Source organism: Paracoccus cavernae, assembly GCF_042430175.1.
GTDB lineage: Bacteria > Pseudomonadota > Alphaproteobacteria > Rhodobacterales > Rhodobacteraceae > Paracoccus > Paracoccus cavernae.
Window position 1 is genome coordinate 391,312 of the sequence record NZ_JBHMDZ010000049.1, and the last position, 20,825, is coordinate 412,136.

The following is a 20,825-nucleotide window of genomic DNA, read 5'->3' on the forward strand; positions in this document are numbered from 1 at the left end:
CGGGGCAGGGCGGCTATCTAGCCCTCGTGGGGCGATTAGCTCAGTGGTAGAGCGCTTCGTTCACATCGAAGATGTCAGGGGTTCAAATCCCTTATCGCCCACCATTTCCTTATGAAAATCTAGTTAATTATGGCCTAGCGCCATGCCCAACACAAAGAGCTCCTCGGTTCACTGAACCTGGGTTCCGGATTTCAGCCTTGCAAAATCGAGCACGTCTGCGGCCTCTGTCAGGTGTTCGGGAACGAATCCCCGCATAGGTCGAACAGGTCATCGTCGTGTTGGTGCGGCCAAGGTGAACGCTCACCATGCCCGCGCTGTTCGCAAAGTTCTCGGTTTGCGATTGGTCGCCTGCTAGGGCTCGCGGCATTCCTGCCCGGGGTGGACGTGAAGGTTTCTACGCGCGTCAACGACAGGGTTCTTGTATCGTCAGCCTAACGATCGAGGAGTACCGCTGCGTCCTCGCCGGCTTTGAATGCCGCGTTCCCCCTTCATTGGCTCTTGCTATGCTGGCGGCCACTCTGCGGCAAGGCGTTCCAGCCTGTAGCACAGTCTGCTCGTCCGCCACCGGTGGCGGCATCGGGTTTGCCGCTTGCCTGCGCTGCCTGATCGGTCGGCACATATTGGCGCTCGCCCGCGGAGGAGGTGGCTACGCGACCTGCGAGTAATGATCGAGCAGCGCATTGGGGCTGGACAGTTGTTGAAGTCCCCCGCGTTCCTTGATCGCTTCAATGACTGGCTGGAAGAACGCTATCCAGACGCGCTGCGACGGGAACAGTTCATCCGCACGGCGCTGGACGAATTTCAGGTTGAAAACAGCCTGTAATCGGTTCCGTCGCTATCTGTCGTAACGACGGTTCACGACGGTTCACGACGGTTCACGACGGTTCACGACGGTCGCGAACTGTCGTTACCGAAAGGATAAGACAAGAAATGAAAAGAAACGATATTACGGGAAGCGCCTCGGAAAAGCGCTGACCCCTGTGGATAACTTTAGATTTGCTGAGAATGGGGACATGGGGATGAGTGAGAGTAAGTTGGCAAAGGGAGCGCGTGTTGATGCGTTGCTGTTTGAGCCATTGTCAGGGTTGGCGCGCCCTAAGGGGGTGAGCGCCGAGGTTCACGAAAAGGGGTTGCTGCGCTTGCGGTCGTTTCTCGCCTACCTGACTGACAAGAATATGCAGGGATTGCGTGACGTAATCGCGCGCCATGCTGTTAAGGGGCGCTGGCCGGGCGAGGGGCTTGTTCGTGCATGGGCATATGATCTGCAACTGCCCCCGCCTCGAGAATGCGACTATGCCCAAAGTCTCATGCGTTCGGCGATGGGGCGGCAGGCGGCGGTAGAGGGCTGGGCGGTCGAGTTGTTCCAAATCGCTAAGCGCCTTGGCCCGCCACCCGGTAAATACATCGTTCGCCAGCTTAAAGACGACGCCGAGGCCGCGCGTCGTCGTCGGGTTGTCGTGAGCGAAAACACCGTTGCAGGGATCGCGACTGAGGCCGAACGGACTTGGCTTGACGCCTATGAGGCAGATCTGGCCGAAATCTTGGAAATTCAATTGATGGCAGATGAGGCGGCGGCATGAGCGTGGTTGAGGGTGTTTGCGTTGTGGCTGCGGGGCGCGAGCGCGAGGCGGCGCGGCTTCGTTCGGAACGCGGTCGTTTGGATGAGGTGTTGGCGCGGGCGGCACTTCCCGTTGGTGTTAGCTCTAGAATAGTCGTTGCGCCTGCGCGGGGTCGGGTGGTCGGGGTCTCGCCGGTCAATGCGGTGCGTGACGCGAGTGGCGACTTCGGATGGCGGGTGGAGCCAATTGAGCTTTGGCAGGGCGTCAAGGCGGCGCGGGAGAATGACGTTTTCGAGGATCTTGCCCGTCGCGCACGTCGGGCCGGTATGCCTGCGCCTTTTCAGCCTTGGCAGGTGGATGCAGCGCGGCGCTATCGGGCGCTGGTCGAGATGCATGCGGCGGGCGCGGTCAAGTGTGTGGGCTTGGAAGCGCAAGGCGGATCTGGCGGCGGCGGGTCTTTCATCGATGCTTTTTTGGATGTTGGCCGCGAGATCGAGCGGCTTCGAGAGCGGATCGGTGGCGGTGCTGCTATGGTGGTGCGGCGCGTTCGACCGTCTAAGCGGGCGGATGCGGACCTTTGCACGGCATTTCGGTCGGCGCGCATTATCACCAATCGGCGGTTGGTAGATGCTGTTTGTCTGGATGGGCAGTCTTTGCGCGGTGTGCTTGAAGCGCATGGGTGGTCAACGGGTAGCAAAAATATCGTCGTGGTCAAGGAAGCGCTGGCGGGCGTTCTGGACGCGATGGCAGGCTGTGGGGATTGACGGCTTAGTACGCACGGATGTATGACATTCGCTAATCTCTAAAATTGTGCCCGCTCGGATCTTCCGTTGCGGGCATTGTCATTTCTGGGGGTGTTTCATGGCACGTTTGGCGCAAATCCGGTCGCGTGTCCCTGCGATGCCCCGGCGTTCGTCGCTGGCTGGCGTGACTTCCGGCGGAGAGCTTCGCCGGTCGCGGGACGTAATCAATACTTGGCGGGCATGGTATCGGACGGCGCGTTGGCGCGCCTTGCGATGGCAGGTGCTTGAGGCTTCGGGCTTCTGTTGCGCGCGCTGTCGCTATCTGTCTGTCGACGGTCGGGCATCCGATATGGTCGCGGACCATATGCGCCCGCATCGGGGCGATGAGGCTTTGTTCTGGGATCGGTCAAACCTGCAATGTCTTTGCAAGGCTTGCCATGACGGGGCCAAGCAGCGCGAGGAAAGGAAGGGGGTGCCGGATGGCGAATGATGGCAATCGCTTCCATGAGGGTCGCGGTGGTGAGATTTGGGGGCCGACCGGCCACCTTGTCGCGCGCATCTATGTGCAAGGTTTGGTTCTGTCCGACGCTGTTCGGGCGATGGGTGCGGTTCGCCGCGCTCTAGAGGCGGAGTTTGCGCCGGATGTGCCCGCACCCGGTGGCCCCTGCGGGCTGGGTGCGCCCCCGCGTGGTGGTTCTAGCTCGGGTCGATGAGGTCTTTCCGGTTGAGGGGCGCGGTTGGGGAACCGCGTTTTTCCCGGATTTGAGGGGGGGGCGGGGGCAAAATCCCGCCCCCGAAAGTGCAGGAGACCTGCGCCCCTCTCATGCGTGGGATTTTTTTTTCGTGACGGAGATTTTTGACCTGTTCGGCAACCCTATGCGGGGTGGGTCGGGCAAGCGTGGGCGTCCTGCATTTCAATGGACGCCGGAATTATTCAATAAAATCAAGCTGATGCTTGCGCTTGGCTGGCCCAATGACCGGATGGCGGGTGCGGTTGGGGTCAGTTCTGCGACTTTGAAGCGCCATTTTAGAGCCGAGCTTGCCGAGCGTGATGTTGCGCGGGATCAGCTGACTTTGCGCCGGTTTGAGTTGGCGATGCAGCAAGCAAACAAAGGCAACCTTGGCGCGGTCAAAGAGCTGGGCCGCATGGTCGATCAGAATGACGCGGCGCTTGCTGATGCGCGGATAAGGGCGGGGCAGTCGAGGGGGGCGCGGGGGCCGGTCGAGGATGACGCGCCGAAAAAGGCGCTAGGGAAGAAAGAGGCTGCTTTGCAGGCTGCCGAGGCGGTGGCCGCTGGCGGGTCAACGCTTTGGGGTGACGATCTTACCCCCGGCATGGTCGGAGATAGGCCAAACTAATGAGCTTTCACTTTGCGGATGATGCGTGGTCAACGGCGGTTCCTGATTGGGAAAACCGAATCGTTGGTCGGAAAAGCCTTGTTCCCGAGCTTCCGCTTTATGACGCGGTTGCGGAAAAGGCTTTGCGGATTTTCAAGCGGCTGCGGGTGCCTGATTTGGTCGGAAAGCCGACTTATGGCGAGGTCTGCGGGGAATGGGTCTTTGATCTGGTCCGAGTGATTTTCGGAGCCTATGACCCGGAGACAAAGCGCCGCGCGATCAGCGAAATCTTTCTGTTGGTGCCAAAGAAAAACGGGAAGTCGCTGATTTCTGCCGCGATCATGGTGACGGCGCTTATTCTTAACGAGCGCCCGGCTTGCGAGTTGGTGTTGGTCGCGCCGTCAAAGAAGGTGGCGGGCATCTCGTTTTCGGTCGCGGTTGGGATCATCGAGGCGGACGGCGATCTTTCCGCGCTGTTCAAGGTTCAAGAGGGCGTCAACAGGATCACCCATTTGGGAACGCAAGCCGTTCTTGAGGTCAAGGCAGCTGACCTGTCGGTCGTGACGGGATCGAAAGCGGCTTATGTCCTGATTGACGAATTGCACGAGCTTTCCGAAAGCAAGGACGCGGCTAAAATCATGGTCGAGTTGCGGGGCGGTCTGCTGACCCGGCCCGATGGCTTTTTCATGATGATCACGACGCAAAGCAAGGACAAGCCAACCGGCGTTTTCCGGGCCGAGCTGTTGAAGGCGCGAGCGGTGCGCGATGGTTCGTTGGTCCTGCCCTTGCTGGCTGTCCTGTACGAGTTGCCGGAAAGCCTTTCTAAAAAAGACGGTTGGAAAGCGCCGGAAACTTGGGGTCTGGTCAATCCGAGTATGGGGGCGGCGTTTGACGCGTCGTCTCTGGCGGTCAAGCTGGCCGCTGCCGAGGTTGGCGACGATAAGGACATGGCGCTTTTGGCAAGCCAACATTTCAACGTCGAGGTTGGCGTTGTCGGTGGCTTGGCGATCTGGCCGGGGGCGCGCTATTGGGACGATTGCGCGCGGCCTGACCTGACGCTTGACGAGCTTATCAGGCGCTCCGAGGTCGCGGTTGTCGGGGCTGATGGCGGCGGGCTTGACGATCTTTTCGGGCTTGCGGTGATCGGGCGCGAAAAGGGGTCCGGCAAGTGGCTGCATTGGGCGAAGGGCTGGGGCTATTCAGACGTGCGAGAGCGGCGGCCCGATATTGTCCCGGTGCTGGATGATGCCGAGCGGGCCGGGGAATATGTCACCTGCGAGGACATAGGCCAAGAGGTTTACGAGGCTTGCGACGTGATCGACCGGCTAGAGAATGCCGGTTTGCTGCCGAACGAAACGCCTGCAATCGGGCTTGATAGCTTCGGGATTGCCAAGCTTTTGGACGAGCTGGAGGCGCGGGACTATGCGGGCCGGTTCTTTTCGGTCGGGCAGGGGTATCAGCTGCAACAGGCGGTATTGACGCTGCCGCGCCGGTTGAAGGACGGCAAGTTTCTGCATGGCCGGTCGGGTCTGATGGGCTGGAATGTCGGCAACGCGAAAACCGAGCTTCGGGGGTCTAATTACACGGTCACGAAGGCTGTGGCGGGATCTGCGAAAATCGATCTTCTGATGGCGACATTCAACGCGGCTGTTCTGATGTTCGGGCATCCAAAGCCGCCAAAGCGCAAGGCCAAGCCGCGCGTTTTTATCATTTAAAGCGAAGGGGGAACGCGATGAAAAATCGCGCTTATAGCTTGCTGACCGTCAAGTCGGTTAGCGAGGGCGGGCGGCGCATTAAGGGCATCGCGACAACGCCCGCGCCTGACCGGGACGGCGATATTATCGAGCCGTTGGGGGTGACGTTCACCAATCCCGCGCCGCTGCTGTGGCAACATGACATTTCCGCGCCGGTTGGCCGGGTCTGGTTCGATCAGCCAACCGCCGAAAGCGTCACGTTTGAGGCGGAGTTGCCGGTGGTGGCCGAGCCGGGGCCGGTTCGTGATCGGGTCGAGGAAGCATGGCAAAGCGTCACGTCCGGTCTGGTCACGGGGGTGAGCATCGGTTTCCGCCCGGTGTCGTGGTCCTATCTGGATAGCGGCGGGGTTCGGGTCGATGCCTGCGAGGTGTTCGAGCTTTCGCTTGTGACAATCCCGGCGAATGTCGAGGCGACAATTCAACGGGTCAAATCATTGGATGCAACAGGGCTGGCCGCGAAGGGCAAAAAGCCGGGTGCATCCGCAAACGCGCCCCATGCTGCGGGCAAAGACAAGATGAAGGGAAACGGAATGTCTGTGAAGCAACAGATTGCGGCGCGCGAGCTTAAACGCAAGAGCGCAGTGGATGCGATGGCGGCGATTGCCGATGCGGCGGCGGCAGATGGCGACCGCGATATGACCGCCGAGGAAGTCGCGAGCTTTGATGAGCATTCGGCAGAGGTCGAGGCGATTGACGCGGGGCTTTCCCGCCTCAAGTCGCTGGACGCAATGCAGGTTGCGAAGGGTGCCGTTGCGGCGGTGCTGCCCGCTGGTGCCGGTCGCGGGCCGGGCGGTTCTGGCCGCGCGCCTGTCGTGCCGGGTGTGGCGAAGGCGGCGGAGCCGGAGCCGGGTATTCGTCTTGCGCGCTATGCGCGTTGCGCGGCTCTGGCCCGCAAAACGGGGTCGGACGCGGTGGCGATTGCGGGCGATCTTTACGGCGCGCGCGACCCGCAAGTTGTCACCATGACCAAGGCGGCGGTCGGTGCCATGACCGGCGCAAGTGATCCGGCGCTTATGGCAAACGTTGGCGGCATCGCGGATTTCGTGGATTTCCTGCGCCCGCAAACCATCGTCGGGCGCTTCGGTCTGGACGGGGTTCCGGCGCTGACGGAGGTGCCGTTTGATTTGCCGGTCCTGATGGAGACTGCGCCGGTTGGTGCGGCTTGGGTCGGTGATGGCAAGGCAATCCCTATGTCGAAGGGCTCGTTTGATCGGGAAACCTTGGGCAAGCGGAAAATCGCGGCGCTGACGGCGGTGACGCTTGAACAGTTGCGCGACAATTCGGCCGCAACGGAGCGTCTTATTCGCAACCAAATGGCTCTGGCGATCATCCAGTGTCAGGACGGGACGTTCATTGACCCGACGAGCGCAGGCAATGCGGCGCGTCCGGGGTCGATCTTGAACGGCGTTGCCGCGCTTCCGTCTGCGGGCAATGATCTGGCTGCGATCAATCAGGACATTTATGCCCTGATGGCAAAATTCAGCGCCGCTAACCTGTCGATCGGTTCGGGCGTCTGGATCATGTCGGCCCGCTTGGCGCTTCGCCTGTCGCTCATGAAGAACGAGTTCGGCGTTCGTATCTGGCCCGAGATGCATATGGGCGGCGGCAAGCTTGAGGGCCTGCCTGTCATTGCGTCCGAGCATATGGGCGACAACGTGGCGCTGGTCGCGGCCCCGGAGGTCTATTTCGCGGATGAGGGCGAGGTCGAAATCGAGATTTCGACGGAGGCCAGTTTGGAAATGACCGACATGCCGCTTGGCGATGCGGGCGCGCCTGTGGCGACGGAGCTTGTCTCGCTGTTCCAAACGGGCGCGGTCGGCTTCCGGGCGCTGCGGACGCTTAGCTGGCGTCGTCGTCGTGCGGCGGCGGTGCAGTGGATGGCGGTTAAATGGGGCGAGCCTGACCCGGCCCCGTAAGGGCCGGGCGATAGGGCGGGAGGGGGCGGCGATTGCTGCCCCTTTTTCTTTTTGGGAAGGGATCAGCTATGCGCAAGGCAGTGCAGGGGGTGCGCCGGGCTTTTTCGGGCTTGCGTGTTAAGTTGTGGTCGGGTCGCGGCGGTTCGCATTTGGTCGGGCCGTTTCAGTGTCCGGCCTTTGTTGACGCCGACCGGGCGCTTGCGCATCATGCCGTGTTTTCCTGCATGTCTCTGGTCGCGGGCGATATTGGCAAGCTGCGGATCAAGAAAGTTGCCAAGGCTGGGCGAATTTGGGTCGAGGGTCCGGCGGATGCGGTCTTGCGCAAGCCTAACCTGTATCAGAACCGCATCCAGTTTGTTGAAAGCTGGATCTTGTCAAAGCTGCAAAGTGGTAATGCCTATATCCTGAAAGAATACGGCGCGGGCGGCGGCGTTGTCGGGCTTCATGTTCTGGACGCGGCGCGGGTCATTCCGAAGGTTTCGACCGATGGCGAGGTGTTTTACCACGTCAAATCCGATGCGCTGGCGGGCGTCGGGGCTGATGTAACTATCCCCGCGGCTGATGTGATCCATGACCGCTATAATTGCCTGTTTCATCCGCTCGTTGGGTTGTCGCGTCTTTACGCTGCCGCGTTGGGGGCAACGCAAGGGATGGAAATGCAGAAGTCGAGCGCGGACTTGTTCGCGAATGCGGCCATGCCTGCCGGGGTTCTAGCAACGCCCGGCGATCTTGATGCGGAGGATGCGGGGCTAATCCGCGACCAGTGGCAAGCGGCTTATGGCGGTTCAAATCGCGGCAAGGTCGCGGTGCTGGGCAATGATCTGAAGTTTCAGTCTATCGCGGTTACGGCAACCGATGCCCAGCTGGTCGAGCAAATGAAATGGTCTGCCGAGGTTGTCTGTGGTGTGTTCCATGTCCCGGCGTACAAGATCGGCGTCGGGGTCATGCCGAATGTCGCCAATAGCGCGGCCCTGAATGCGGATTACTTTTCGCGGGTTTTGCAGCGTCTGATTGAGGCTGTCGAGTTGTGTTTGGACGACCCGCGACATTCCCAGCCGTTCGACGCCGGGCGGCTATGTTGGGGAATTGGCGTGGTCGCGCGCTGATAGCCGCCTGTATCGCTGGAACGGCACGACATGGGTGCATTTCATCCAAGAGAGCGTGGCCGGAATTCTGGACGAAACGGCGTTTGCCGCCTCGATCCGCATTCCCAGAACCGTCACCGCCTTTCCGACTTCGGGAATGCGGATTGGTGATTTGGTCGTGCTCACTACTGACCGGCAGTTTTACCGTTGGGACGGCACCAAATGGACCGCCGAGGTTGCTGCTGACCTCATTGTCGGCAAGCTTACGGGGGCGCAAATCGCTGCGGGGGCCATCGGCACCGATCAACTTGCGGCGCGGTCGGTGGTGGCGTCCATCTTGGCGATTGCGGACTTCACGAACCTTGTCCCTGATGACCAGCTGCAAGACGCCGCGTCTTGGGTCATGGGGGTCGCGTTTGGGTTGCGGCCGGTCACGCCACGCAATGACGTGAAGTCAGTCGGTGATCTGTATTACACGCACTCCGCGAACGTGAATAACAACACCCAGTACGGCTATATGAGGGGCTTTTTCCCGGTCACCCCGGGGGATGAGCTTTTCGTATCCGGTCAGGTCATCAGGGCCGCCGGCACGATGATGAACGCACGGATCCAGATCCAGTTCTTCGACAAGTCCGAAACTGCAATCTCGACGGTAAATGCGGCCACCATCAGCGGCGCGGCAAACACTGCCACGCCTTATGAAGGCTCGGTTGTGGTTCCTGCTGGTGCTTTGCAAGCGCGCTTCCGCTTTGCGGCGATCTATGAGGGCACCGACAGCAATATTACCTTCGCCGCCCCCACCGCCAGGGTGAAGGGCACGGGCAAGCTTGTCGTCGATGGGTCGATCCAAGGGCGGCATGTCGAGGCTGAGACGATAACCGGCGGGCTGCTGGCCGCCGCTGGTATCATCACGAAGTCGGCGCAGATCGATGATCTGGTCGTCACACGGGCGAAAACTGCAAACTTGGCCATCGACGCGGCCAAGATTGCCAATCTCGCGGTCAGCGGCGCGAAGATTGCAAACCTCACTGTCGACACCATCAACATCAAGGACGGCGCGGTCACGCAGGTACGATCCAGCGCCAACTGGACGGGCGTTGCGACCGACAACACCGTGACCTTTGTCGATGTTCATACCCTGACGTGGAATTCCGCCAAGGCGGGCATCCACCTGCAAAGCGTCCGGTTCCGCAGGCGCGCAAATGGTGGCGGATCAAGTAGGATCTATGTGCGCTTCATGGTTGATGGAGCAGTCGTTGAATGGCCGGATGGCACGACGGAATTCCAAATTCTGGGCCTGCAGACCACAGACAGTCCGATCCAAGAGTTCACCTTCATTCGCAGCATGAGCGCAGGCAGTCACACCCTGCGCTTGCAAATGCGCTCGGGCGGCAATCACGCAACGCTCGGCGGCGAAATCACGGATCTGGAGTGGTACAAATGAGCGCGCCTCTTTTTGGCACGGGGGCCGAAGCCCAATACACCCTGTTCGAACTGCGTTTCGGCGAGGTTTGCGGGCACCTTGCCATGACCAACTTCGACGACGTGCTGGCCAACACGCCCCTGAACGTCGCGCTGATCGAGGGGCACTATCCCGCCGACGAGTTCATTCTTGTCGATGGGGTAGTGACCGCGCTGCCGCCGAAGCCCGGCCCCGGCTGGGTTCTCAACCCCGAAACGGTGGAATGGATCGACATGCGAGATCCCGAAGCCGAACACGAGGGACGGCGCGCGGCTGCAAGCATGTCGCGATCCGATTTCTTGCTGGCTGCTATCCGGGCGGGGATCATCCCGCCCGAGGATGCAGGGCCAGCGGCGCGCGGAGAAATCCCGCCGTCGATGCGGGGTGTTTTCGCCGGGTTCCCGGCGGAGTTGCAGCTTGAGGCGGTCGTGCGCTGGTCGGGGTCGGTCGTTATCGACCGGCTTAATCCGGTCTTGCTGGCGATTGCTGACGGGCTGGGCGTCGATGGTGCCCAGCTTGACGCCCTTTTCGGTATCGCTGCCTAGATAAGGTAAAATCATGGATGTTTTAAAATATCGCCTTGGGACGGTGGGCGGGCTTGTCTTTGCGCCGGAGCAACCGGATGGGACACCGCCGCCCCTCGGTGGCCTGCGCATGGAGCTTCGGGTCGCGGCTCATGGGCAGTGCATCGTCTTGCACGGTGTGCCGGTCGCGGAGGGCTTCGAGGTCGATCTAGCGGAGCTTGACCTGCCGCCCCGGCTATACCCCGCCAGCGTCTATTACATCGACCAGCGCGGGGCGCAGCCGCCCGGAACGTTCTATCTCAACATTGAAGGGGGTTGCTGATGCAGGTCGTCAAGACAACCATCGGGTATCGTGGCCCGTCAGGCGCGCTTGATCTTGAGGCCGTCACCTTGGCCACCGGCCAAGCGGGCAGCAATGTCACCTATGAGGGCGACGTGCTGACGATCCCGCGCGGTGACAAGGGGGATCAAGGCGACCGGGGCGAGAGGGGCTTGTCTGGAGAACGGGGGTTGCAGGGTGATCGAGGCGCGCAAGGTGTCAAAGGTGATCGAGGCGAAGCGGGTGTCTCTGTCGAGATCCGGGCGTTCACCGATCTAGCTGCGGCGCAGGCGGCGGCGGTGCAGTATCCGGGCGATATCGTCACTTACAAGCCTGCGGGCGTGTAATGGGCGGGCTTCTGGATTTTACGGCCTATCGTATGTGGAGCGGCGGGGGCGAGCTTGAGCGCCTTTGGCTGGGTGGGCGCGAGTGGGTGCGCCCTATCGTCGTTACGGTCGCCGGAGGGGTCGTTACAACCTTCGAGCGTGATGGCGTCGGCTTCATGCAGGTTCTGTTTCGTCAGTCGGGATCGCTGCACGTTAGCGGGCCGGTCGAGGGCGCGCGCTACGCTCTTGCTGGTGGCGGGGGGTCTGGGGGTTACACCGGGCGCTCAACCGGCGGCGGTGGCGGGTCGTGGCCGGTTGTGTCGTTCGGCGATCTGGCGGCGGGTTCCTATGACGTTGAGGTCGGGGCGGGTGGTGCTGGATTGGCCGCGACCGGCACCGGCAATCCGGGTTCTGCCTCTCGCCTGATGTTGGGGGGTGTCGCATTGGCTGTTTCGCCCGGTGGCGGATCGGGTAGCGGCAACGGTAACGGCGGAAATGGTGGAAACGGCGGGGGTGCTGGGACGAATGGCAACCCGCGCGTCGGCGGCGTGGGCGACCCCGGTAATCGGGGCGGCAACTCTGTGTCGGGCGGAGATGCGGGCGTTGGGGCCGTGAGTGAGGGCGGCGGCGGCGGTGGTGGTGCTGGTGGTGCTGGCGTTGATCGTCTGCCCAAGATTGGCGGCGCGGGCGGTGCTGGCATCGCGCTTGGTTGGTGTGAGCCTGCAATGGAGATCTGCGGCGGTGGTGGCGGCGGTTCTGCTTATGATCAGGGGGCGGCAACGCATGGCGGGACCAGTGCGGCGCGCGGGGTTGCTTCCGCTTCAGCCGTAAATGGTGGCGGCAGTGGTGGGGGTAATCAGGGTTCCGGCAGTGGTGGCGATGGCCTGTTTGTCCTCGTTTTTCCTTCCGATAGTGCAAAGGTGGTGGTGATCACATGATTTATGCAGCGCGCATAGAGGGCGGCTCTGTCGCGCAGGTGACGGTTGAGGCCGAGGGCTACGCGGCCCCGGACGGGTGGGCTGTGGTTGGGCCTATAAACGCGGTCGGGATCGGTTGGACTTATGACGGCTTGCGCTTTGTCCCGCCCGAGCAATCGCTTGATGATCAAGACGGGGGCGGCCTGTGAGCGAAGCCGAGTTGGTGCGAACGGTCGTAAGGCTTGAGCAAAAAATCGACGATATGAGCGCGGCGATTGTGAGCCTTGCTCGGATCGAGGAACGAACCGTTACGCTTTTCAATCGCCTAGACCGTGCTGATTTGGAGATCCGCGATTTGCGCGGTCGCGTCCTTGACCTTGAGCGGCAGGCGATGGGCCGGGGGGTTTTCTTCCGTTGGCTTGACCGTGGCGGGGTTGCGGTCGTCGGGGCCTTGGCTGGGGCGGTCGTTGGGTGGGTTTTCAAGGAATACAAGTGATTTCCGCCGAGCGGTGGGGATCTGGAACGGCCCGGCTTTGCCGGGCTTTTTTTATGGGCTGATGATGAAATTTACTGCAAAACAGATTGCGCCCTTGCTGGCGCTAATCGGTCGCGCCGAGTCGCGCGGCGATTATGGGATTGTCTCGGGGTTTGTGCCAAAGGCGCTCCGCCCGCGCGATCTGACCGCCATGACCGTTGCCGAGGTGCAGGCGTGGCAAAAGAAGGTTGTCGAGCAGGGCGCGAAGTCGAGCGCGGCGGGCTTTTATCAAATCATCCGCAAGACGCTTTCGGAGATCGTTGACGCGGGCGCGGTGTTGCCGTCCGAGCGGTTCGACAAGTCGTGTCAGGATGCGGCGGGGGCGTATCTACTGCGCAAGCGCGGGCTTGGCGAGTATCTATCTGGCCGCAAGTCGCTTGATGCGATGATGGTTTCTCTTGCGCAGGAATGGGCAAGCTTTCCCGTGCCTCACGATATGCAGGGGTCTGCGCGGTGGGTTCGGGCTGGGCAGAGCTATTACGCGGGCGACGGGTTGAATGCGTCGGGCGCGACGGTGGCAGATGTGCGCGCGGCGCTGGTCGAAAGTAAGGCGCGCTTTGATGGGCCGTTCGAGGTCGGCGAGCCGGGTTCCGGCTGTCTTGGCGCTCGCATTGTCGAGGCGCTGGCAAATCTTCTGAAATCCATGTTTGGGGGTAAGTGATGCTCAAGATTGCATTTGCAACCGTGATCCGCTGGGGGCTGGTCGCTTCTATGTCGAGCCTTGCAACGCTGGGGCTTGTGACGGCAACGGCGCAGTCTGGTTACTACTGTTTTGATGCGCGGCTTGTTGCCGATGCCGCTGCGCTGGCGCTGGTCGGTGTGATCAGCGGCGGCGGCGCTGTCGCGGCTGGCGTTGGCTGGCGGTGGTGGGCGGGCAAGCGTCGCTGACGGTCGTATTCGGTAGCGACTCAGTTGCGGGCGGGGTCGTCTGGCCCCGCATCGCTTGCGAGGCTGAAAGGCGGATAAACTGCCGAGGTGTCCCACGGGCGAAATTTGCGTGGGACACAATCTATTTAAGTTTTTGTAATATATTGGTTATTTTGGGTAGGTGGTAGGCCCGGAGGGACTTGAACCCCCAACCAAGGCGTTATGAGCGCCCTGCTCTGACCATTGAGCTACAGGCCCCCGCGGTGGTCACGCGCAAGGATATGCGCGGATCGAACCGGTCGGTCAAGCAGCGATCGCCGCTTCCGCCCGATTGTCCGGCCCAAGGGTATTTCCGACACGCGAAATACCCCGATTAGTCCCTGCGGCGGGCCGCAGCGCATTGCCTGACAGCGGGCCTTCCGCTATCGGAGAGCTGACTGAACCCGGGGGTCGAAAATGAGCGAAGTCAAGACCGGCATGTCCTATGCCGAAGCAGGGGTCGATATCGATGCAGGCAATGCGCTGGTCGAGCGGATCAAACCGGCGGCAGGGGCGACCAAACGCTCCGGCGTGATGGAAGGTCTCGGCGGCTTCGGCGCGCTGTTTGACCCGCGCGCGGCGGGCTATCAGGATCCGGTGCTGGTTGCCGCGACCGATGGCGTCGGCACGAAGTTGCGGATCGCGATCGACACGCAGGAGCTCGACGGGGTGGGGATCGATCTGGTCGCCATGTGCGTCAACGATCTCGTCTGCCAAGGCGCCGAGCCGCTTTTCTTCCTAGATTATTTTGCGACCGGCAAGCTTTCCGTCGATGAAGCCGCCCGTGTTATCAACGGGATCGCCGAAGGCTGCCGCCTGTCGGGCACCGCGCTGATCGGTGGAGAGACCGCCGAGATGCCGGGCATGTATCACGGCCGCGACTTCGATCTCGCGGGCTTTGCGGTCGGCGCGCTCGAGCGCGGGACCGCGCTTCCGCGCGATGTGGCCGATGGCGATGTGCTGATCGGCCTCGGCTCGGACGGCGTCCATTCGAACGGCTTCTCGCTGGTGCGCCGCGTCGCGGAGAAAGCCGGTCTCGGCTGGGATGATGCCGCGCCCTTCGCGACCGGCACGCTCGGCCAGGCCCTTCTGGTCCCGACGCGGCTTTATGTCCGTTCGGTCCTGCAGGCGATTCGCGCAGGCGGCGTCCATGCGGCGGCCCATATCACCGGCGGCGGCCTGACCGAGAACCTGCCGCGCGTCCTGCCGAAACACCTTGGCGCCGAGGTCGAGCTCGACAGCTGGACGCTGCCTGCGGTCTTCGATTGGCTGGCCGAAGCCGGCGGGATCTCGGATGCCGAGATGCTCAAGACCTTCAACTCGGGGATCGGCATGGTGCTCGTCGTCGCGGCCGACCGCGCCGACGAGATCGAGGCCGTTCTGACCACCGCCGGCGAGAAGACCTTCCGCCTCGGCACCGTCACCCCGGGCGAGGGCGTTCGCTACAGCGGCCGCCTGCGGTGACATCCGGCGTCAAACGCGTCGCCCTTCTGATTTCGGGGGGCGGGTCGAACATGATCCGCCTCGTCGAATCGATGACGGGCGACCATCCCGCTCGCGCCGTTCTGGTCGGCTCGAACGATCCCGAAGCGGGCGGGCTGAGGAAAGCCGGGGATCTGGGTGTTCCGAGTTTCGCCATCGACCACCGGCCCTTCAAGGGCGACCGCGAGGCCTTCGAAGATGCACTATATGCGCGTCTGGCCGAGGCCGAGCCCGATATTCTCTGCCTTGCCGGTTTCATGCGTATCCTGACGCCCGGTTTCGTCAGCCGCTTCGAAGGGCGGATGCTGAATATCCATCCCTCGCTTCTGCCGAAATATCCGGGCCTGCACACCCATCAGCGCGCGATCGACGCGGGCGATGGCGAGGCGGGGGCCACGGTCCATCTCGTGACCGCCGAGCTCGACGCCGGCCCGATCCTCGGTCAGGCGCGGGTTGCGGTAAAGCCGGACGACAGCGCGGACAGCCTCGCGGCGCGCGTATTGGTGCAGGAGCATCGCCTTTATCCGCAGGTTCTGCGCCGCTTTGCGGCGGGCAATCTCGACCGGCTCGATCTGGCAGAGCTTTAACCGGCATCTTTCATGATGAAATATCCCGGGGGTACGGGGGCAGCGCCCCCGTACCGCGCCAAGAAAAACGCCCCGCAGATGCGGGGCGTTTTCATGTCCGGACCTGGGATGCGGGCTTACTTTTCAGGCACGAGACCGCGCGGCGAGAACCGCAGCACCAGCAGCAGGACAAGTCCCATGGCGATAAAGCGCATATGCGGCGCGCTGGCCATGAGGTGGGCGCGAACGCCGCCCTCGGGCAAAAGCGCGGTCAGGGCCGCCATGAGCTCGGGGCCCCAGATTTCGGCCTTGATCCAGAGGAACCAGATCAGGATCGCCCCCAGAACCGCGCCCCAGTTGTTGCCGGAGCCGCCGACGATCACCATCACCCAGATCAGGAACGTATAGCGCAACGGTGCATAGCCCCCCGGGCTCATCAGCCCGTCCTGCGTGATCATCATTGCTCCCGCCAGACCGATGATGGCCGAGCCGATCACGAAGATCTGGAGATGGCGGCGCGTGACATCCTTGCCCATCGCCTCGGCGGCGGTCTCGTTGTCGCGGATCGCATGCATCATCCGGCCCCAAGGCGATTTCAGCGCAAGCTGGGTCAGCAGGATCAGCAAAAGCAGAACCGCGCTCAGCAGTCCCGCGTAAAGCAGCTTCACCCAGATCCCCGAGGCAACCGCAGGATCCATCCCGAAGGAGGCCGCCTTGGCGACGAAGGACGGATCGGCCTGCAGGTCGATCTCGTAGGGGACGGGGCGGGGGATGCCGGACATGTTCTTGACGCCCCGCGCCAGCCATTCCTCGTTGCGCATCACCGCCACGATGATTTCGCCGATCCCGAGCGTTGCAATCGCGAGGTAATCCGAGCGCAGCCCCAAAGCGACCTTGCCCACACCCCATGCCGCCGCCGCGGCAAAGAGCGCGCCCACCGGCCATGACAGCAGGACAGGCAGCCCGAGCCCGCCGATATTGCCGGCCGAGGCGGAGTTGTTCGCCTCGATCGCGATGACGGCAGGGTCGAAAAGCCCGCGGTAAAGGACAAAACCCAGCACCAGCAACCCGAGCACGCCGAGCCTGTTCCAGGGTTTGGGCAGGCGCTTCCAGATCTGGGTCGCGAGAAAGATCGCGCCGATCGCGACAATGAAAGCGGCAATCAGCCGCCAGCCGCCGGCGGCCCAGGCCCCCTCGACCGGTTTGGTGGCGATCAGGACGGGGGCGACGCCGCCGATGGCGAGAAAGCCCACGACACCGGCATTGAACAGCCCCGCATAACCCCATTGCAGGTTCACCCCCAGCGCCATCACCGCCGAGATCAGCCCCATGTTGAGGATGCCGAGCGCCGAGTTCCAGCTTCCGGAGAAAAGGGCGTTCCGCGTCGTCCCTTCGAGCACGAAAAGCACGAAGATGACGGCGAAAACCACGGGTGCGCGCCATTGGCTCGATGCAGCGGCTTGACGATTGTTCGACATGTGACGCCCCCTCAGAAAGACTTGCCGCGGAACAGGCCGGTCGGCCGGAACAACAGCACCACGATCAGTATGACGAAGCTGACCGCGAATTTATACTCGGTGGACAGAAGCTGAAGCAGCCCGTCCGGTTGCCAGTCGGGGAAGAGATAGCCCGCGACTTTTTTCCAGGGATAGGTGATCGCGACCTCGGAAAAGGCGACGATGAACCCTCCCGCCACCGCGCCCAAAGGGTTGCCCAGACCGCCGACGATTGCGGCGGCAAAGATCGGCAGAAGAATCTGGAAGTAATTGAAAGCCTTGAAGCTTTTATCCAGACCATAAAGCACGCCCGCCGTCGTCGCCAAAGCCGCGGCGATGATCCAGGTCATGCGCACGATCTTTTCGGAGTCGATGCCGGACAAAAGCGCGAGATCCTCGTTGTCGGAATAGGCGCGCATGGCCTTGCCCGATTTGGTGCGGCCGAGAAACCAGAACAGCGCGACACAGGCGATTGCGGTCACGACCAGCGTGATGAGCTGGCTCGAGCGCAGGGCGAGGCCCTCTTGCAGGCCGGTCATGTTGCGGAAGGTCGCGACATCGATCACGAAGCGCGCGCCGTCGTCGAAACGGATCTCGTCCACGCCGATCACGACACGGGTGAGGCCGTTCATGATGAACATCACGCCGACCGAGGCCATGACCATGATGATCGGATCGGATTTCTTGCGCCGGTAGAAGCGGTAAACCACGCGGTCGGTCCCGATCAGCAGAACCGCGGTGAGCGCGATCGCGATCGGCAGCGCCAGAAGCGCGACGGGCAGGGGGAAGATCGACAGCCCGAGCGCCTGCAATCCCCAAGTCACGAGAATGCACAGCGCGGTACCGAAGGCCATGGTGTCGCCATGGGCGAAGTTGGAAAAGCGCAGGATGCCGTAGATCAGCGTCACGCCAAGCGCGCCAAGCGCCAGCTGCGCGCCATAGGCGGCCGCGGGCACCACGACGAAGTTCAGGACCGCCACAAGGGCGTTGAGCAAATCCATGTCTTAACCCCCGAGGAACGTTCGGCGCACGTCGGGATCGGCCATCAGGGCCTTGCCGCTGTCCGTGTAGCGGTTGGTGCCCTGCACGAGGACATAGCCGATATCGGCGATCTCCAGCGCCTGTCGGGCGTTTTGTTCGACCATGAGGATCGAGATGCCGGTGCGGGCAACCTCGATGATGCGGTCGAAAAGCTCGTCCATGACGATGGGCGAGACGCCCGCCGTCGGCTCGTCGAGCATCAGAAGCGAGGGCTTCGTCATCAGCGCGCGCCCGACGGCGACCTGCTGGCGCTGCCCGCCCGACAATTCGCCGGCATTCTGGCGGCGCTTGTCGGCCACGGCGGGAAACAGCTCGTAGACCTGCGCCAGCGTGTCGCGGTAGTCGTCGTTGCGGATATAGGCCCCCATTTCGAGGTTCTCCTCGACCGACATCGAGGGAAAGATATTGTGGGTCTGGGGCACGAAGCCCATGCCTTTCTTGACGCGGTCTTGCGGCGAGAGCGTGGTGATATCCTCGCCCGCCAGCAGCACGCGGCCTTCGCGCAGCCCGAGCATGCCGAAAACCGCCTTCATCGCGGTGGACTTTCCGGCGCCGTTCGGACCGACTATGACGGCGATCTGGCCCTTGTCGACGGTGATCGTGCAATCGTTGAGAATATCGGCCTTGCCGTAGCCGCCGCGCATATTCGAGGCCGAGAGGTAGGGTTGGCTCATGCGTGATCCCCCGCCTTGCCCGTGTTCATGCCGCTTTCCGCGCCCAGTCCCGGCTGCGCGCCGTGGCTTTCGCCCAGATCGCGTTCGGCCCCGATTTCGGCAGCCACCTTGTTCTTGAGGCCGGTGCCGAGATAGGCCTCGATCACGGCCTCGTTTTCCATGATGGTCTTGGCCGAGCCCTGCGCGAGAACCTTGCCCTCGGCCATGACGATCACCGGATCGCAGAGGCGGCCGATGAAATCCATGTCGTGTTCGATCACGCAGAACGTATAGCCGCGCTCGCGGTTCAGCCGCACGATGGCATCGCCGATCGTGCCCAGAAGCGTGCGGTTCACGCCCGCCCCGACCTCGTCGAGAAAGACGATCTTGGCATCGACCATCATGGTGCGGCCAAGCTCGAGCAGCTTCTTCTGGCCGCCCGAAAGATTGCCGGCCTTTTCGTCGGCGACATGGGAGATCGTCAGGAAGTCGAGAACCTCGTCGGCCTTTTGGCGCAAGACCCGCTCTTCTTCGCGGATCTGGCCGCGCTTGAACCATGTGTTCCACAGCGTCTCGCCGGTCTGGCCGGCGGGCACCATCATCAGATTCTCGCGCACCGTCATCGAGGAAAACTCGTGTGCAAGCTGGAAGGTCCGCAGCAGCCCCTTGTGGAAAAGCTCGTGGGGGGCAAGGCCCGTGATGTCCTCGCCATCCATGATGACCGTTCCCGAGGTCGGTTTGAGAACACCCGCGATCACGTTGAAAAGGGTGGATTTTCCTGCGCCGTTCGGCCCGATCAGGCCGGTGATCGAGCCGGTCTCGATCGTCAGGCTTGTTCCCTGAACCGCGCGGAATCCCCCGAAATGCTTATGCAGGTCGTGGACCTGGATCATTATACTCCCCACTCCCCGTTTTATACGAGGTTATCGTGTCAGATCTTTGATCTGGTTGAGAAAAGGCCCGGAGGTTTCCGCTCCGGGCCTTTCCTGAAGATATTAGCGGAACTTGACGACGTTGAGCGTGCCGCCCTTGAAGTCGACTTCGCGGTAGGTGCCCGCAGTCTCGCCCGGCTCGAGCATCTCGACGGCGGTCGCGCCGACATAGTCGATGTCGGTGCCTGCCGCGAGCAGCTCCAGCCCTTTGGCCAGCTCGCCCGGATAGATCTTTTCGCCCGGCGCATTGGCGATTTCCATGACCTTGTCCTTGTAGACTTTCGGGTCCGAGGATTTCGCGGACTGCATCGCCAGCAGGATCAGCGCGGTCGCATCATAGGATTCGCCCGCAAAGGCCGAGGTGGCGTCAAAGCCGCCTGCGGTCGCCATCTCGTTGAACGTGTCGTGGCCCTGACCATCGGCCGAGGGGTTCTGACCGAAGGAGGTTTCAAGCTGGTTGCCGAAACGCTCGACCAGAGCCTGTGCGACCATGCCGTCGGGGAAGACGAAGGTGCTGAAAGCGCCGGAATCGAGCGAGCCCTGAACGATGCCCGAGCCGCCCTGGTCGACATAGCCCGCCACGACCAGCGCATCGCCGCCCGCCGAAGCCAGTGCCGCGACTTCGGCCGAATAGTCGGCCTTGCCGTCGTCATGGGCCGCATTCATCGTGACCTTGCCGCCTTTGGCTTCATAGGCCTGAACGAAAGCGTCGGCGAGACCCTTGCCGTAGTCGTTGTTGGTATAGGTCACGGCGACGGTTTTGATGTCGTGCTCCAGCGTGATGTCTGCCATGACATCGCCCTGACGCGCGTCGGAGGGCGAGGTGCGGAAGAACAGGCCCTGATCGGCGATACCGGTCAGCGCGGGCGAGGTCGCGGACGGCGAGATCATCACCATGCCGTTCGGGACGCCGACTTTTTCCAGCGAGGCGATGGTTTCGCCCGAGCACATGCCGCCGATGATGCCTTTGACGCCCTCTGCCGTAACAAGACGCTCGACCGTGGCTACGGCCGCGGCGGCATCGGTGCAGGTGCTGTCGCCCTGAACCACCGAGACGGTCGAGCCGTCAAGGAACTTGCCGCTGTCCGAGACTTCCTTTGCGGCCAGCTCGACGCTTTTGAGCATGTTCGGCGACATCGATTCCAGCGGGCCGGTGAAGCCGAAGGATACGCCGATCTTCACATCTTCGGCCGAGGCGGCACCGGCGACCATGACGCAGGCGGCAGAGGCCAGAAGCAGCTTTTTCATGTTTTTCTCCCTGTTCGGAATGT

22 protein-coding genes and 2 tRNA genes are annotated in these 20,825 nt (G+C 62.3%); 18 read left to right on the top strand and 6 right to left on the bottom strand.

Annotation, left to right across the window (positions count from 1 at the left end; genetic code table 11):
• Positions 1-29: 29 nt before the first annotated feature.
• From ACFFUC_RS19675 to ACFFUC_RS19750, 16 genes are all read left to right on the top strand, one after another.
• Positions 30-104: transfer RNA gene (locus ACFFUC_RS19675), tRNA-Val, on the top strand.
• A gap of 560 nt (positions 105-664) precedes the next feature.
• Positions 665-823 carry a hypothetical protein gene (locus tag ACFFUC_RS19680; protein ID WP_377688625.1) on the top strand — a complete coding sequence of 53 codons (159 nt, stop codon included), beginning with the start codon at positions 665-667 and terminating at the stop codon, positions 821-823.
• Between the two features lie 196 nt (positions 824-1,019).
• Complete coding sequence (locus ACFFUC_RS19685) at positions 1,020-1,580, top strand: hypothetical protein (RefSeq protein WP_377688626.1); 561 nt, start codon at positions 1,020-1,022, stop codon at positions 1,578-1,580.
• A complete protein-coding gene (locus tag ACFFUC_RS19690; RefSeq protein WP_377688627.1) occupies positions 1,577-2,323 on the top strand; it encodes a hypothetical protein in 747 nt (248 codons plus the stop codon). The genes ACFFUC_RS19685 and ACFFUC_RS19690 overlap by 4 nt, the downstream gene beginning before the upstream one ends.
• A gap of 822 nt (positions 2,324-3,145) precedes the next feature.
• Entirely contained in the window at positions 3,146-3,661 is a 516-nt protein-coding gene (locus ACFFUC_RS19695; RefSeq protein WP_377688628.1) for a resolvase, read from the top strand.
• Positions 3,661-5,355: a terminase large subunit domain-containing protein gene (locus ACFFUC_RS19700; RefSeq protein WP_377688629.1), complete on the top strand. Its 1,695-nt coding sequence runs from the start codon at positions 3,661-3,663 to the stop codon at positions 5,353-5,355. The genes ACFFUC_RS19695 and ACFFUC_RS19700 overlap by 1 nt, the downstream gene beginning before the upstream one ends.
• A 17-nt stretch (positions 5,356-5,372) precedes the next feature.
• Positions 5,373-7,310, top strand: coding sequence for a phage major capsid protein (locus tag ACFFUC_RS19705; protein ID WP_377688630.1), 1,938 nt, complete (start codon positions 5,373-5,375; stop codon positions 7,308-7,310).
• Between the two features lie 68 nt (positions 7,311-7,378).
• A complete protein-coding gene (locus tag ACFFUC_RS19710; RefSeq protein WP_377688631.1) occupies positions 7,379-8,416 on the top strand; it encodes a phage portal protein in 1,038 nt (345 codons plus the stop codon).
• A 34-nt stretch (positions 8,417-8,450) separates the two neighbouring features.
• Entirely contained in the window at positions 8,451-9,839 is a 1,389-nt protein-coding gene (locus tag ACFFUC_RS19715; protein WP_377688632.1) for a hypothetical protein, read from the top strand.
• Positions 9,836-10,402: a hypothetical protein gene (locus tag ACFFUC_RS19720; protein ID WP_377688633.1), complete on the top strand. Its 567-nt coding sequence runs from the start codon at positions 9,836-9,838 to the stop codon at positions 10,400-10,402. The genes ACFFUC_RS19715 and ACFFUC_RS19720 overlap by 4 nt, the downstream gene beginning before the upstream one ends.
• Positions 10,403-10,415: 13 nt before the next feature.
• A complete protein-coding gene (locus ACFFUC_RS19725) occupies positions 10,416-10,703 on the top strand; it encodes a hypothetical protein (protein ID WP_377688634.1) in 288 nt (95 codons plus the stop codon).
• A complete protein-coding gene (locus ACFFUC_RS19730; RefSeq protein WP_377688635.1) occupies positions 10,703-11,047 on the top strand; it encodes a collagen-like triple helix repeat-containing protein in 345 nt (114 codons plus the stop codon). Before ACFFUC_RS19725 ends, ACFFUC_RS19730 begins: the two co-directional genes overlap by 1 nt.
• Positions 11,047-11,964 carry a glycine-rich domain-containing protein gene (locus ACFFUC_RS19735; RefSeq protein WP_377688636.1) on the top strand — a complete coding sequence of 306 codons (918 nt, stop codon included), beginning with the start codon at positions 11,047-11,049 and terminating at the stop codon, positions 11,962-11,964. Before ACFFUC_RS19730 ends, ACFFUC_RS19735 begins: the two co-directional genes overlap by 1 nt.
• 184 nt (positions 11,965-12,148) lie before the next feature.
• Entirely contained in the window at positions 12,149-12,439 is a 291-nt protein-coding gene (locus ACFFUC_RS19740) for a hypothetical protein (RefSeq protein WP_377688637.1), read from the top strand.
• 13 nt (positions 12,440-12,452) lie between these two features.
• On the top strand, positions 12,453-13,139 hold the full coding sequence (locus ACFFUC_RS19745) for a lysozyme family protein (RefSeq protein WP_377688638.1): 687 nt from the start codon (positions 12,453-12,455) through the stop codon (positions 13,137-13,139).
• Positions 13,139-13,366: a hypothetical protein gene (locus ACFFUC_RS19750; RefSeq protein ID WP_377688639.1), complete on the top strand. Its 228-nt coding sequence runs from the start codon at positions 13,139-13,141 to the stop codon at positions 13,364-13,366. The genes ACFFUC_RS19745 and ACFFUC_RS19750 overlap by 1 nt, the downstream gene beginning before the upstream one ends.
• 161 nt (positions 13,367-13,527) lie before the next feature.
• On the opposite strand, the gene ACFFUC_RS19755 is transcribed toward ACFFUC_RS19750, so the two are convergent.
• Positions 13,528-13,603, bottom strand: a tRNA-Ile gene (locus ACFFUC_RS19755).
• Between the two features lie 198 nt (positions 13,604-13,801).
• Here ACFFUC_RS19755 and purM point away from each other — a divergent pair.
• The gene (gene purM / locus ACFFUC_RS19760) at positions 13,802-14,848 is read left to right on the top strand and encodes a phosphoribosylformylglycinamidine cyclo-ligase (RefSeq protein WP_377688640.1); all 1,047 of its coding nucleotides are present in this window, start codon (positions 13,802-13,804) and stop codon (positions 14,846-14,848) included.
• Entirely contained in the window at positions 14,845-15,453 is a 609-nt protein-coding gene (purN, locus tag ACFFUC_RS19765; RefSeq protein ID WP_377688641.1) for a phosphoribosylglycinamide formyltransferase, read from the top strand. Before purM ends, purN begins: the two co-directional genes overlap by 4 nt.
• Before the next feature lie 116 nt (positions 15,454-15,569).
• On the opposite strand, the gene ACFFUC_RS19770 is transcribed toward purN, so the two are convergent.
• From ACFFUC_RS19770 to ACFFUC_RS19790, 5 genes are all read right to left on the bottom strand, one after another.
• Positions 15,570-16,910, bottom strand: a complete 1,341-nt coding sequence (locus ACFFUC_RS19770) for a branched-chain amino acid ABC transporter permease (protein ID WP_377688642.1) — start codon at positions 16,908-16,910, stop codon at positions 15,570-15,572.
• 11 nt (positions 16,911-16,921) lie between these two features.
• The gene (locus ACFFUC_RS19775; protein ID WP_377688643.1) at positions 16,922-17,929 is read right to left on the bottom strand and encodes a branched-chain amino acid ABC transporter permease; all 1,008 of its coding nucleotides are present in this window, start codon (positions 17,927-17,929) and stop codon (positions 16,922-16,924) included.
• A 3-nt stretch (positions 17,930-17,932) separates the two neighbouring features.
• Positions 17,933-18,643 carry an ABC transporter ATP-binding protein gene (locus ACFFUC_RS19780; protein ID WP_377688644.1) on the bottom strand — a complete coding sequence of 237 codons (711 nt, stop codon included), beginning with the start codon at positions 18,641-18,643 and terminating at the stop codon, positions 17,933-17,935.
• Positions 18,640-19,515 carry an ABC transporter ATP-binding protein gene (locus ACFFUC_RS19785; RefSeq protein WP_377688645.1) on the bottom strand — a complete coding sequence of 292 codons (876 nt, stop codon included), beginning with the start codon at positions 19,513-19,515 and terminating at the stop codon, positions 18,640-18,642. Before ACFFUC_RS19785 ends, ACFFUC_RS19780 begins: the two co-directional genes overlap by 4 nt.
• A 102-nt stretch (positions 19,516-19,617) precedes the next feature.
• The gene (locus tag ACFFUC_RS19790; protein WP_377688646.1) at positions 19,618-20,802 is read right to left on the bottom strand and encodes an ABC transporter substrate-binding protein; all 1,185 of its coding nucleotides are present in this window, start codon (positions 20,800-20,802) and stop codon (positions 19,618-19,620) included.
• Between the last annotated feature and the right edge of the window lie 23 nt (positions 20,803-20,825).

Coding starts and splice junctions, on each gene's coding strand:
- ACFFUC_RS19720 (WP_377688633.1), top strand. CDS start 9,836: ATGAGCGCGCCTCTTTTTGGCACGGGGGCCGAAGCCCAATACACCCTG.
- ACFFUC_RS19680 (WP_377688625.1), top strand. CDS start 665: ATGATCGAGCAGCGCATTGGGGCTGGACAGTTGTTGAAGTCCCCCGCG.
- ACFFUC_RS19775 (WP_377688643.1), bottom strand. CDS start 17,929: ATGGATTTGCTCAACGCCCTTGTGGCGGTCCTGAACTTCGTCGTGGTG.
- ACFFUC_RS19770 (WP_377688642.1), bottom strand. CDS start 16,910: ATGTCGAACAATCGTCAAGCCGCTGCATCGAGCCAATGGCGCGCACCC.
- ACFFUC_RS19790 (WP_377688646.1), bottom strand. CDS start 20,802: ATGAAAAAGCTGCTTCTGGCCTCTGCCGCCTGCGTCATGGTCGCCGGT.
- ACFFUC_RS19700 (WP_377688629.1), top strand. CDS start 3,661: ATGAGCTTTCACTTTGCGGATGATGCGTGGTCAACGGCGGTTCCTGAT.
- ACFFUC_RS19730 (WP_377688635.1), top strand. CDS start 10,703: ATGCAGGTCGTCAAGACAACCATCGGGTATCGTGGCCCGTCAGGCGCG.
- ACFFUC_RS19705 (WP_377688630.1), top strand. CDS start 5,373: ATGAAAAATCGCGCTTATAGCTTGCTGACCGTCAAGTCGGTTAGCGAG.
- ACFFUC_RS19690 (WP_377688627.1), top strand. CDS start 1,577: ATGAGCGTGGTTGAGGGTGTTTGCGTTGTGGCTGCGGGGCGCGAGCGC.
- ACFFUC_RS19785 (WP_377688645.1), bottom strand. CDS start 19,515: ATGATCCAGGTCCACGACCTGCATAAGCATTTCGGGGGATTCCGCGCG.
- ACFFUC_RS19725 (WP_377688634.1), top strand. CDS start 10,416: ATGGATGTTTTAAAATATCGCCTTGGGACGGTGGGCGGGCTTGTCTTT.
- ACFFUC_RS19735 (WP_377688636.1), top strand. CDS start 11,047: ATGGGCGGGCTTCTGGATTTTACGGCCTATCGTATGTGGAGCGGCGGG.
- ACFFUC_RS19780 (WP_377688644.1), bottom strand. CDS start 18,643: ATGAGCCAACCCTACCTCTCGGCCTCGAATATGCGCGGCGGCTACGGC.
- purM (WP_377688640.1), top strand. CDS start 13,802: ATGAGCGAAGTCAAGACCGGCATGTCCTATGCCGAAGCAGGGGTCGAT.
- ACFFUC_RS19710 (WP_377688631.1), top strand. CDS start 7,379: ATGCGCAAGGCAGTGCAGGGGGTGCGCCGGGCTTTTTCGGGCTTGCGT.
- ACFFUC_RS19750 (WP_377688639.1), top strand. CDS start 13,139: ATGCTCAAGATTGCATTTGCAACCGTGATCCGCTGGGGGCTGGTCGCT.
- ACFFUC_RS19685 (WP_377688626.1), top strand. CDS start 1,020: ATGAGTGAGAGTAAGTTGGCAAAGGGAGCGCGTGTTGATGCGTTGCTG.